The organism is Streptosporangium saharense (assembly GCF_014203715.1).
Lineage (GTDB): Bacteria > Actinomycetota > Actinomycetes > Streptosporangiales > Streptosporangiaceae > Streptosporangium > Streptosporangium saharense.
Genome location: NZ_JACHJP010000011.1, coordinates 61,367 through 73,791, shown reverse-complemented (window position 1 = coordinate 73,791; position 12,425 = coordinate 61,367). Strand labels below are relative to the sequence as shown.

9 protein-coding genes are annotated in these 12,425 nt (G+C 73.1%); 6 read left to right on the top strand and 3 right to left on the bottom strand.

Going from position 1 to position 12,425, the window contains the following annotated elements; genetic code table 11:
- The first annotated feature begins 205 nt into the window (after window positions 1-205).
- The 5 genes from FHS44_RS34060 (at window position 206) to FHS44_RS34040 (ending at window position 3,961) form a co-directional block, all read left to right on the top strand.
- Entirely contained in the window at window positions 206-1,114 is a 909-nt protein-coding gene (locus FHS44_RS34060) for a universal stress protein (RefSeq protein ID WP_184723266.1), read from the top strand.
- Window positions 1,111-1,737, top strand: a complete 627-nt coding sequence (locus FHS44_RS34055; RefSeq protein WP_184722670.1) for a CBS domain-containing protein — start codon at window positions 1,111-1,113, stop codon at window positions 1,735-1,737. The genes FHS44_RS34060 and FHS44_RS34055 overlap by 4 nt, the downstream gene beginning before the upstream one ends.
- A gap of 377 nt (window positions 1,738-2,114) precedes the next feature.
- Entirely contained in the window at window positions 2,115-2,321 is a 207-nt protein-coding gene (locus FHS44_RS34050) for a hypothetical protein (protein ID WP_184722654.1), read from the top strand.
- Window positions 2,318-3,025 carry a helix-turn-helix domain-containing protein gene (locus tag FHS44_RS34045; RefSeq protein ID WP_184722651.1) on the top strand — a complete coding sequence of 236 codons (708 nt, stop codon included), beginning with the start codon at window positions 2,318-2,320 and terminating at the stop codon, window positions 3,023-3,025. The genes FHS44_RS34050 and FHS44_RS34045 overlap by 4 nt, the downstream gene beginning before the upstream one ends.
- A gap of 84 nt (window positions 3,026-3,109) precedes the next feature.
- The gene (locus FHS44_RS34040; protein WP_184722648.1) at window positions 3,110-3,961 is read left to right on the top strand and encodes a universal stress protein; all 852 of its coding nucleotides are present in this window, start codon (window positions 3,110-3,112) and stop codon (window positions 3,959-3,961) included.
- 1 nt (window position 3,962) lies between these two features.
- Here FHS44_RS34040 and FHS44_RS34035 read toward each other — a convergent pair whose 3' ends face one another.
- The gene (locus tag FHS44_RS34035) at window positions 3,963-6,617 is read right to left on the bottom strand and encodes a bifunctional acetate--CoA ligase family protein/GNAT family N-acetyltransferase (protein ID WP_184722645.1); all 2,655 of its coding nucleotides are present in this window, start codon (window positions 6,615-6,617) and stop codon (window positions 3,963-3,965) included.
- Between the two features lie 170 nt (window positions 6,618-6,787).
- Here FHS44_RS34035 and mgtA point away from each other — a divergent pair, with 170 nt between their 5' ends.
- The gene (gene mgtA, locus FHS44_RS34030; RefSeq protein ID WP_184722641.1) at window positions 6,788-9,427 is read left to right on the top strand and encodes a magnesium-translocating P-type ATPase; all 2,640 of its coding nucleotides are present in this window, start codon (window positions 6,788-6,790) and stop codon (window positions 9,425-9,427) included.
- Here the strand turns inward: mgtA and FHS44_RS34025 are convergent.
- Window positions 9,402-11,531, bottom strand: coding sequence for a glycoside hydrolase family 65 protein (locus FHS44_RS34025; RefSeq protein ID WP_184722639.1), 2,130 nt, complete (start codon window positions 11,529-11,531; stop codon window positions 9,402-9,404). The genes mgtA and FHS44_RS34025 overlap by 26 nt on opposite strands.
- Window positions 11,506-12,252 (bottom strand): HAD family hydrolase, encoded by a 747-nt coding sequence (locus tag FHS44_RS34020; protein ID WP_184722636.1) that lies wholly within the window; start codon window positions 12,250-12,252, stop codon window positions 11,506-11,508. Before FHS44_RS34020 ends, FHS44_RS34025 begins: the two co-directional genes overlap by 26 nt.
- Window positions 12,253-12,425 lie beyond the last annotated feature (173 nt).

Sequence of the window (12,425 nt, the reverse complement as noted above, 5' to 3'; positions counted from 1 at the left end):
CCTTGATCCGTCCGTGATCCGTCCGTGTCACGCCCGCGCGTGTCCCTCCCACGATGCTCTCCGCCGTCCCGGCCCGGCGGGTAGGGGCGAACGTCCCGGGCGGGTGGCCGGGGAGAAAGCGGGCGGAAGGTCCCGGCGCGGTGGGACTTTCCGCCCTGCCGTCCCCGGTGGCGCCGCGCCGACGATGGAGGGGGAGGTGACCACGATGGTCGGAAACCGTGACGTCGTCGTCGGCTACGACGGCTCCGACTTCTCCATGCAGGCCCTGGAGTGGGCCATGGACGAGGCCGAGCTGAGAAAAGCACCGCTGACGGTGACACACGCCTGGCGCTGGCCGTACGGCGAGGCGGACGAGGAGGCCAGGGCGCACCTGCGCAAGGCGGCCGAGCACGTGCTCTACCACGGCGCCGACTGCGCCCGGTCCTGCAGCTCGATCACCGAGATCGCCGCCGACCTGTACGAGGGGGCCGCCGCGGAACGGCTGGTCGAGCTCTCGGCCGGGGCGCGGCTGGTCGTGGTCGGCTCACGCGGCATGGGCACGCTGGCCAGGACCGTGGTCGGGTCGGTCGCCGGATACGTCACGGCCAACGCGCGCTGCCCGGTGGTCGTCGTACGCGGGCCGGGCCCGCTGCCGGTGCCGCTGCACCGTGGCGCCGTGGTGCTGGGCATCACCGACGACACCTCCGACGCCGTGCTCGACTTCGCCTTCGACGAGGCCGCCGCGCGGGGGCTGACGCTCGTCGCGGCGCACGCCGGGCACATCCGGGTGGCGGCGTGGGGGCCCGCGATGCCCCCGGTGACGGACATGGAGATCACCACCCGGATGGTCGAGGAGGACCTGCGGGTTCGGCTGCGGCCCTGGCGCGACAGGTATCCGGCGGTGCGGGTCGAGACGACGTTCGTCACCGTCGCCGCGCGGGACGCGCTGATCGACCTGTCCCGGCGGGCGAGCCTGGTCGTGGTCGGCGGGGCACGCGGGGACGGCAGGCTCGGCGGGGTCACCAAGGCGGTTCTGCGGCACGGCGCGAGCCCCGTCGCGGTCGTCCCGGTCCTGAAGCCGGAGCGGTCGCGTACCCGGGAGTCCAGCACGGCAGGGAGGGGAGAGGGATCATGACGGTGCGGGTGAAGGACGTCATGGGGCTGGTGGCCATCGCGGTCCGCCCGGAGGCGACGTTCGCCGAGTTGGTGGCGACGATGCGCCGCTTCAAGGTGGGGGCCGTCGCGGTGATCGACGCCGAGGGCCGCCCCGTGGGGGTGGTCTCCGAGGCCGACCTGCTGCTGAAGGAGATCGGCGCCCAGGGCGGCAAACCAGGGGGGACGACCGCCGGGCAGCTCATGAGCAGGCCCGCGGTGACCGTCACCCGCCAGACCTCGGTGCGGGAGGCCGCCCGCCTGATGCACGCCAACCGGATCAAGCAGCTCCCGGTGATCGACGTCGCCAGCGGCAAGATCGCCGGGACCGTGCACCAGGCCGACCTGCTGAAGGTCTTCACCAGACCGGCCGCCGACATCCTGACCGAGATGGCCGACGCCGTCGCCGACCTGGGGCTCAACACCGGGGGGCTGACGATCACGGTCGAGGGCTCGGTGATCCGCGTCGAGGGACGCCTGGCCCGGCGCTCACAGATCGCCGCGCTGGTCGAGGCGGGCCGCAGGATCGAGGGCGTCGTCGAGGTCGAGGCCGACCTCGCCTACGACCGCGACGACGTGATGAGCGCCTCCTCGGCGCACCTGTGACGCTGAAGGGCGGGGGTCGCCGCTGCAACGGCGAACCCCCGGGGCTCAGCCCGGTCAGGCGGGAGCCAAGCACGATTGTGCTAGCACCCGAAGGATGCTCCCGGGCGGCCGAACATCTCCGAACAGGACCGGACGGCGCCGAACATCTCCGACGAAAGCCAAACAACCACGGACCATTCCGACCCATAAAATGACGGAAAAATCAACAAAAGAGGCTTTTGTTGATTTTGTCCAAAACGCGGAACGGGCAGGTCACGGCCACACCATAGGGCATCATGATTCGCACGCGAGGCCGTACGAAAAGGGCTGCAACCCTTGGGGCCACGCGGTTTCTCCGCCCGGTCAGGCACAAGAGCCCGTGAAAGGTGGTGCCGCGCATGTCCGCGCCGCCCTGCTTCCGCATTCCCCGCACCATTGACCCCTCCGTGTGGCGGCTTGTCCTCCTCCTCATCCTGCTGATCTTCGTGATCGTGGCCCACCTGCTCGGCATGCCCGCGGAACAGGTCACCCTGGCCGTCGCCACGATGACCGGCGCCGTCCTCCAGCTCACCGGCGCCCCGGCACGGCGCGCGAGGACCCGGTGACCGCCCCCTCCCCGGACGTCCCGCGGATCACCGCCGAGGACAGCCTGGCCATGGAACGGACCCTGCTGGCGGACCTGCTCGGACGGGCGGTACAGGCCAGCGGCCTGCCGCTGAGCCAGGTCGCCAACCAGGCGCACATCCGCGCCTCCAGCCTGGAGGCCATGGTGCGCGGACGCCTGGTCCCCCGCAAGGAGACGCTCGAAAGCGTCCTGGACGCCTGCGAGACCGTCTCCTTCCTCCGCTTCGACGTGCGCTACTCCTGGGAACGGCTGAAGGAACTCCAGCTTCGCGGGCGGCACGACCCCGCGGAGGCACCCCCTGAGCCGTCCGGTACGGCCCCGCCCCCTCAACCGCACCACCTGCGCCAGGACGTGATCGGCTACGACCTCAAACCCGACCCGCTGAGGGCCGAGACCAAGGAGGAGCTTCTCGCCCTGATGCGCGACTTCCACGTCTGGGCCGGTGAACCCTCCTACCGGGAGATCGCCATCAACGCGGGCAGGGCCGTGGGGGCCAGCACCCTGTGCGAGGCGCTCGACGTCAACCGGCCCGCCCGCATGCCCTCGCTCAAGGTCGTCACGGCCTTCGTCCACGGCTGCGGCGGCGAGGAGGACGACCTGGTCAACTGGACCACCGCCTGGCGCAGGATCCGCATGGCCAGGGTCAGGGAACGGCCACGGACCAGGGAAGACGAACGTCCCTGACGGGTTGGGACGATGGCCTCTGGGGAGGGTAGTCCTGGCACGGTCCGATGGAAGGGGGAGAGGGGGAAGACCATGCCCGAACCTATGTCCGAACCTGTCGTCACCGCCACCGACGGCTCGCCCTCCGCGACGGCCGCGGTGAGATGGGCCGCCGACGACGCGGCCCGCAGGACGGTGCCCCTGTTGATCGTGCACGTCGTCGAACGCTGGCCGTACGGCATATCGGCCTTCCCTCCGCCCGGCTGGCAGGACGCCATGGCCGAGGCCGGTGACCGGATCCTCGCCGAGGCGGCCAAGGCCGCGACCGAACGCAGGCCGGGCATCGACGTGAGCACCGAACTGACCGGGGGGACGCCCTCGGAGATCCTGCGTGAACGGGCCTCCTCGACGTCGGAGATCGTCATCGGCAGCCGGGGGACGGGCGGTTTCGCCGAGGCGCTGCTCGGTTCCGCGGTCCTGCGCCTGGCCGGGCACGTCCGCGGCGCCGTCGTGGTCGTCAAGGCGGGGCAGGACGGCCCCGGCGAGGAGATCGTGGTCGGCGTCGACGGCTCCCCGGACGGGGAGGCCGCGCTGGGCTTCGCCTTCGAGCAGGCCCGGCTGCGCGGCGTCGTCCTGCGGGCCGTGTGCGCCTGGCACGTGCCGCTGCACACCGTCATGCCGGAGAGCGTCCACGACGTCACCGGGATACAGCACGAGCAGCAACGGGTGGTCGCCGAACGGCTGGCCCCGTGGCGGGACCTGTACCCCGGGGTCGAGGTCGTCGAGGAGGTGACCTACGGCCATCCGGTCTCGGCCCTCACCGACGTCTCCGGCAGGGCGGCCCTGCTGGTCGTCGGCTCCCGGGGGCTCGGCGCGGTCGGCTCGATGGTGCTGGGGTCGGTCAGCAGGGACGTGCTCCACCACGCCCGCTGCCCGGTCGCCGTGGTCCGCCCCTGAATCAGCGCAGCCTCCTGCGGAAGGGGGAGGGCGGCCCGGCGGCGGGGGCGAGCCGTACCCGCACGTCGAGCGCGACCGCACCCGAGGCGGTGGCCATCACCGGGTTCAGGTCCAGCTCGGCCACCTGGGGAAGGTCGTCGAGCAGTTGCCCGACCCCGGCGATCTGCCCGCGCAGTTCGGCGACGTCGACCGCAGGACGCCCCCGGTAGCCGGAAAGCAGCGGGGCGCACCGCAGCTCGGCGAGCATCGCTGCGGGGTCGTCCTCGCCCAGCGGCGGCACCCGGAAGGAGTGGTCGGCCATCAGTTCGGCGGCCACCCCGCCCATGCCGACCATGAGCAGCGGACCGAACGACTCGTGCGCGACCCCACCGACGATCATCTCAACGCCCGGTTCCGCCATCGGCTGGACGAGCGCCCCCGTCATCGCCGGGCCGACCATCCCGGCCATCTCCAGGTAGGCGCGGCGGACCTCCCGCGGCGTGGCCAGGCCGAGGCGGACCCCGCCCACGTCGCTCTTGTGCACCAGGCCGGGGCCGGTGGCCTTCAGCGCGACCGGCGGCCCGATCTCCCCGGCCGCCGCCGCTGCCGCCTCGGGGCCGTCAACGGCGAGGGCGCCCAGGACGCGCACGCCGTAGCAGCCGAGCAGACGGGTGGCGCTCGCGTGGTCGAGCCAGCCGCCCCCGGGACGACGGGCCAGCTCCTGCTCGACCAGGGCCCGCGCCGCCGCGACCTCGGCCATCGGCGGTACGGCGGGCGGAGCCTGGGGCGCGCGCCGCCAGGCGGCGTGGCGGACCGCGTGACCCAGCGCCCGCACGGCCTGCTCGGGGGAGGCGTAGCACGGCACCCGCCCGTCCAGCAGGCCGTCATGGCCGCTGACACAGGCCACCACGGTCTTCGTCGTCGTCGCGGTCGCGGCGGCGACGGCCTGCCGGGTCCTGGCCAGACCGGAACCGAACGGCGGCGTGTAGACCACCAGGACAGCGTCGATGCCCGGGTCGGCAAGCACGGTCTCGACGGCGAACACCAGGTCACGCGCGCTGCCGCCTGCGGTGAGATCGACCGGGTTGGCCACGGCCGCCGCGGCGGGCAGCCGGGACCGCAGCCGCCCCCTGGTGACCGGCGACAGCTCGGGGACGAGCAGGCCGTCCCGCTCACAGGCGTCGGCGGCCAACGCCTGAGGGCCGCCCGAATTGCCGACGACGGCCACCCGCCCGCCGCCCGGCAGCGGCTGGGCCGCCAGCAGGCGCGCGGTGTCGAGCATGTCCTGCACGCTGTCCACCCGGATCACCCCCGACGCCCTCAGCAACTCCTCGACGGCGACGTCCGGGGTCGCGGCGGCCGCGGTGTGGGAGCGGACCGCCCGCTCCCCGGAGCCGCCCCTGCCGCTCTTGATCGCGATGATCGGCTTGCGCCTGCTCACCCGCCGCGCGATCCGGCCGAACCTGCGGGGGTTGCCGAACGACTCCAGATACAGGGCGATCACGTCGGTGGCCGGGTCGTCCTCCCAGTACTCCAGCAGGTCGTTGCCGCTGACGTCGGCCTTGTTGCCGACCGAGGCGAACCCGGACAGGCCGACCCCCAGCTCGTTGGCCCGGTCGATCAGGGCGACCGCGACCGCCCCCGACTGCGACATCAGCGCCAGATGGCCGGCGGCGGGCGGGTGGGGCAGGAAACTGGCGTTGAGGCGGGAGCCGGTGTCGGCGACGCCGAGACAGTTGGGGCCGACCAGACGCATGCCGGACTCGCGGCAGATCCGCAGCAGCTCCGCCTCCTGCTCGGCCCGGCCCGCCTCGGCGAAGCCCGCGCTGACGACGACGAGGCAGCGCACCCCGTGCCGCGCGCAGTCACGCGCCACGTCCGGTACGGCCTGCGCCGGGACGGCGACGACGGCCAGATCGACCGGCCCCGGCACGTCCCGCACGTTCGGGTAGGCCCGCAACCCGAGGATCGTCTCCGCGTTGGGGTTGACCGGGTAGACGGGGCCGGGGAAACCGGCCTCCACGAGGTTGCGCAGGATGTGATGGCCGACCCCCGAGGGGGCGCGTCCCGCGCCAACCACCGCGACCGCCCCGGGACGGAACAACCGGCTCAGACAGGCGGAGGTCGCCTGCCTGGCGCGGGACTCGATCCGTTCGAGCAGCGCCGGGGTCGGGCGGGGGTCCATCCGGATCTCCACGGTCCCGCCGTCGAAGGCCCGCCTGGTGGCCAGCCCGAGGTCGTCGAGCACCCGCAGCATGGGCCGGTTCTCCGCCAGCACCTCGGCGACCAGCTCCCGCACGCCCTCCTCGGCCGCCTGGACCGCCAGGTGCTCCACCAGCAGGGTTCCCAGGCCATGGTGCTGCTCGGAGTCGTCGATCAGGATCGCGATCTCGGCCTCGCCGTCCTGCCCGGGGATGTACTCGGCGATGCCCGCCAGACGTCCGTTGACCACGGCCACCAGGACGCGGCCCGGATGGTCCGGCCGGGTGACGTGGTCCACGTAGGCGTGGGCTCCGGCCCTGCCGCCGGTGAAGAACCGCAGGTAGGCCGAGCGCTCCGACGACCTGTCGACCAGGGCGTGCAGGGCCCGGTCGTCGCCGGGGCGCAGCGGCCTCAGGTGGGCGATACCGCCCTCGCGCAGCAGAACGTCGCACTCGTCGGGAACGGTTCGCCTCATACCGGAAGCCTCGGCCATCACCACCCCACGCCATAGAGCCGAAGTGCCCTCGCCCGTGGGACACCCGTCCCTGCCGCCCGCCGTACGGGATGGGTGGGGGTCGAAAGTCCTGGTTGGTGGTGGCTTTTGGCCGGGGACCCGTGGGGGGAGCCGATGATCTGCTGGCGGGTATGCGGACGAGTGACGGCGGGCGGCCGGTCGCGCCGGTGACGACGGCGGGGGAGGGGGGCCTGACAGCCGGTGAGGCGGCGGCGCTGTCCGTCCCCGAGGTGCTGGACCGGCTGGGGGTGACGCGGGAGGGCCTGTCCGGCGGCGAGGCCGTACGGCGGCTGGCCCTCCACGGGCCGAACGCGGTGCGCGCCCACCACGCCCGCGCGCTGCGGGTGCTGGGCAGGCAACTGCGCAACGCCGTGCTGATCCTGCTCGCGGTGACCGCGCTTGCCGCGTTCTTCCTCGGGGACGCCGCCGACGCCGTCATCATCGGGGTGATCCTGGTGGCCAGCGTCGGGCTGGGCTTCGTCAACGAGTACCGGGCCGAGCGCGCGGCCCAGGCATTGCACTCCCAGGTCCGCCACACCGCCGTCGTGCTGCGTGACGGCCTGCCCGCCGAGGTGGACGTCACCGCGCTGGTCCCCGGCGACGTCGTACGGCTCGCCCTCGGCGGGGTCGTCCCCGCTGACCTGAGGCTGCTGGACGTCAACGACCTCGAGTGCGACGAGAGCGTGCTGACCGGCGAGTCCCTCCCGGTGGGCAAGTCAACCGGCCCGGTCCCGTCCGGTACGGCTCTCGCCGGGCTGGAGTGCTGCGCGCTGATGGGCACGGTCGTGCGGGCGGGCCGGGGCGGCGGGGTCGTGGTCGCCACCGGGGGGCGGGCGGAGTTCGGCCGCATCGCGCTCGGGCTTGGCGAACGGCAGCCGGAGACCGACTTCCAGGCGGGGCTGCGCCGCTTCTCGGTGCTGCTGCTCCAGGTCGCGATCGCGCTGACCTCGCTGATCCTGGTGACGAACCTGCTGCTGCGCCGCCCGCTGATCGAGTCGCTGCTGTTCTCCCTGGCCATCGCCGTGGGGATCACCCCGCAACTGCTGCCCGCGGTGGTGAGCACCAGCCTCGCGGCGGGCTCGCGCAGGCTGGCCGGGCTCAAGGTGCTGGTCAAACGTCTGGTCTGCATCGAGGACCTGGGCGACATGGACATCCTGGTCACCGACAAGACCGGCACCCTCACCGAGGGCAGGATCGACTTCCTGACCGCCCTCGGCCCTGCCGGGGACGACAGTGACCGGGTGCTGCTGCTCGGGCTGCTGGCCACGGAGACGCCCGAGGGGGCCGGGGGCAACCCGATGGACGCCGCCCTGTGGCGGGCCGCCGGTCCGCGGGCGGAGCAGGCAGGGGAGTACACGCGGCTCGGGCTGCTGCCGTTCGACCACGAGCGCAGGATGACCACCGCGGTCGTCCGCACCCCCGACGGGGACGGGCTGCTGGTCACCAAGGGCGCCCCGGAGGCCGTCCTCGACCGCTGCCCGGCCCCGCCGCAGGGGGCCGCCGAGACCCTGCGGGCCCGGTTCGCCGAGGGCGGCAGGGTCGTTGCCGTCGCCACCCGACGGGTCGGCGCGAACCTGACGGAGCCGGGGCCCGCCGACGAGCGCGACCTGACGCTTGAGGGGTTCCTGGTCTTCCTCGACCGGCCCAAACAGGCCGCCGCGCGGTCGCTGCGGCGGCTGGCCGAGCTGGGCATCACCGTGAAGATCGCCACCGGCGACAACCCCGTGGTCGCCGAGAAGGTCTGCGCCGACCTCGGCCTGACCTCCGGGGGCACCCTGACCGGTGAACAGGTCGCCGCCCTCGACGACGAGGCGCTCACCGAGGCCGCGGAGAAGGCGACGATCTTCGCCCGCGTCTCGCCGGAGCAGAAGGCCAGGATCGTCCGGCTGCTGCGCGGGCGCGGCAGGGCCGTCGGGTTCCTCGGCGACGGGGTCAACGACGCGCTGGCGCTGCACGCCGCCGACGTGGGCGTCTCGGTGGACACCGCGACCGACGTGGCCAAGGACGCCGCCGACGTCGTCCTGCTGGAGAAAGACCTCGGCGTGCTGGCCGACGGGGTCGCCGAGGGGCGGCGCATCTTCGCCAACACCATCAAGTACGTGCTGATGGGCACATCCAGCAACTTCGGCAACATGTTCAGCGCGGCGGCGGCCTCGGCGGTGCTGAGCTTCCTGCCGATGCTGCCCGGCCAGATCCTGCTCAACAACCTGCTCTACGACGCCGGGCAGCTCAGCATCCCCACCGACCGGGTCGATCCCGAGCAGCTACGCGCCCCCTCGCACTGGGACATCGCGTTCATCCGCAGGTTCATGCTGTTCTTCGGGCCGATCAGCTCCCTGTTCGACTTCCTCACCTTCGCGGTGATGCTCGGCGTCTTCCACGCCGGTCCCGAACTGTTCCGTTCGGGCTGGTTCGTGGAGTCCCTCGCCACCCAGACGCTGATCATCTTCGTGATCCGCACCCGGCGGGTCCCCTTCCTGCGCAGCCGTCCCAGCCTGCCGCTGCTGGCCTCGGCCCTGGGCGTGGTCGCGATCGGGGTCGCGCTGCCGTTCTCACCGCTGGCGCCCGCGCTGGGTTTCACCGCGCCGCCGCCCGCCTTCTTCCTGGCCCTGGCCGCGATGACGGTCGCCTACCTGGTGCTGGTCGAGCTGGCCAAGAAGGCCTTCTACGCCTTCCCCGAGGCGGGAGGCCGTGCCGTACGGCGTCGCGGGCATCGGCACCGGGTGCAGCGCAGGGCGGCCAGGTTCAGCCACACCGGTCCGCTGCCCTGACGGCGTTTCGGGGGTGTGCGCCTTCGAACAGGACGGCGACCCCGGCCATGGCGCCCAGGTGGACGCCCTCGGCCGTCGTGCCGCCCTGCAGGTCGCGCACGTCACTGTTGAGCGCCTCGATCAGGAACGGCTGGGAGGCGCCGGGCCGCAGCCTTGCCAGGACCCCGGCGTGCACGATCGCGCTCAGCGTGGAGCCGTGGCAGGTGCGGGCCAGGTAGTAGTCCACGGTGCGGGTCGCCGCGGCCCGGTCCCAGGCGTATCCCAGGCCGGTGAGGATCTCGGCGAGCCCGTCGGCGCCCAGCAGGTGGAACAGCATCAGCACGTCGGCCTGCTTGGACGCCTTGTACCGGTTCGGGGTGTCGCCCTCGGCCTCCAGGATGCGATCAAGTCGCCGTATATCGCCATATTTGGCTCTATAGGCGTCCCAGTCCAGTTCCAGAAGGTCGCCGTAGCCCTCGAACTGGCTGATCACCCCGTCGTGGAAGTCCACCCGCATCCGGCGCGCCAGGTCCGAGAAGCGGCGCCTCTCCTCCTCACCCAGGTCCGCGGGGTCCAGTTCGAGGACCCGGCGCATCAGCCAGGCGGTCATGACGTTGGTGTAGGCGTTGTTGTCCAGCCCCGGCTCGGCGCGGCCCGGGTAACCGTCGTGATACTCGTCCGGCCCCATCACGCCGCGAATCGCGTACCTGTCGCCCTCCCGTACGGCCAGCGAAGCGAAGAAGCGGGCGATCTCCACCAGCAGCTCACCCCCGGGACCGGCCAGGAACGCGCCGTCCCCGGTGGCCTCGTGGTGCCGCCAGACGTTGCAGGCCACCGCAAGGCCGACATGGCGCTGCAGGTGGGAGTTGTCGGGCAGCCAGCGCCCGGATCGGGGGTTCAGGTGCAGGGTCTGGGTCTCCTCCCGGCCGTCGGAGGCGCTCTGCCAGGGGAACATGGCGCCCGCGTACCCGGCCTGGCGGGCGGCCCAGCGCGCCTCGGGCAGCCGCCGCCACCGGTAGCGCAGCAGCGCCTCGGTGATCTCTGGGAAACGCGGCGCCAGGAACGGGAAGGCGAACACCTCGTCCCAGAACACGTGCCCCCGGTAGGCCTCGCCGTGCAGGCCACGGGCGGGCAGCCCGGCGTCGAGCCCGGCCACGTGCGGGGAGACGGTCTGCAGCAGGTGGAAGACGTAGAGGTTGAGGACCTGCTGGACGTCGGAGTCCTCGGCCGTCACGTGCGCCCGCTCCCACAGCCGCGCCCAGGCCCGCGTGTGCCGCCCCAGCAGCTCCTCGAAGGAGTCCGCCCGGGTGACGGCCGTCCTGGCGGCCTCCTCGCACGAGGCGATGGCCCGGTCCCGCGAGGTGTACAGGGCCACGATCTTGTCGACCGTGACCTCCCGGCCCTCGGCCACGTCCACGCCCAGATCGTGACGCGCCCACCCCCGCCCGGCCCGGAACTCGCTGCTGTGCGGCCCCGCCAGGGTGGTGCGGGCGGCCAGGGCGATCTCCACGCGGGAGGAGGCGGTGCGGGCCAGCAGCCCGGTCACCCCGCCCGTCGCGTGGGAGCGGACCGGCACCAGGTGCCGCCCGGCCAGCCCCCGGTAGCGGGCCACCCCCGCGTTGACGACGTCGCCGTCCAGGGCGGAGCGCACCCGGAGCGTCCCGCTCCAGTTCTCCGCGACGAGCGTCGTGCGCAGCGCCGCAAGGTGCGGCTCGTCCATCGAGACCAGCCGCCGCTGCTCGACCCGGGTGACGTGCCCCAGCCGGTCGCGCACCCGCAGCAGGCGGGTCAGCGTCCCCTGACGCATGTCGAGCGTACGGCGGGCGGTGAGGATCTCAGCGGTATCGGGGGCGAACCAGTCCCCGGTGCGGGCGCGGAAGGTCAGCGGCAGCCAGTTGGGCGCGTTCACCAGGTCCTCGTTGTCCACCGTACGGCCCGCGACCCGTGAGACGAGCCGGTCGTAGCACCCGGCCACGTAGGTCCCGGGGTAGTGAACCCCGTCGGCGCGTGCCTCGGGGGCGGCGCCCCGGGTGGCGAAACAGCCGTTGCCGAGCGTCGTCAGCGCCTCCCGCAGCCCCTCCTGGGCCAGGTCGCAGCCGTCATAGACCAGCAGCCAGGGATCCACCGTCTCTCCCGTCGAGTCGTAGTTCCGCCAGGTCGCCGACGACGACGTCGGCCCCCGCCGCGCGCAGTTCCTCCCGCAGGTCGTTGCGGTCGAGGCCGACGACGAGGCCGAACCCGCCCCGCCTGCCCGCCAGGACGCCCGCGAGGGAGTCCTCGACGACCGCCGTCCGCTCCGGCGCGGCCCCGAGCAGTTCGGCGGCGCGCAGGAACAGCGCGGGGTCGGGTTTGCCCGGCAGGCCGAGCCTGGCGGCCTCGACGCCGTCGACCCGGACGTCGAACAGGCCGCCGACCCCCGCCGCGCGCAGCACCCGCGCGCAGTTGCGGCTCGCCGAGACGGCGGCGACGCGCACGCCCCGGCGCCGCAGCTCACCGACGAACGCGACGGTCGAGGCGAAGGGCGTCACCCCGTGCGCGTCGATCTCGGCCAGGAAGCACGCGTCTTTGCGGGCGGCCAGCGCGGCGACCGTCTCCGGATCGGCGGGGATGCCGCGTGAGCGCAGGAAGTCCGCGACGCCGTCCTCCCGGGACTTGCCGTCCACGTGCCTCGGGTAGTCCCTGCCGATGTCGAACGGTTCCTCCCGGCGCTCGCTCAGGAAGGGGTCGAACACCTGTTTCCACGCGGCGGCGTGCACCCTGGCCGTGTCGGTGATGACCCCGTCGGTGTCGAGAACCACCGCGGAGATCCGCCCAAGGTCCACCGCCGCACCCTTCGCCGCTCCCATGGCCTCCCCCTTCCCGCACGGTACGGCCGGCACCCCACGGTCCGGCAGGGCTGAGGGTCCCGACCCCGCCGGGACGTTCGTCGTGTCATGTCCAGGCCGGGTCCAAAGTCCCGGAACGGACGGGTCCGCCGCCTCTGGGGACCCCCGTCCCCGCCCGCGAGACTTGGAGGTGA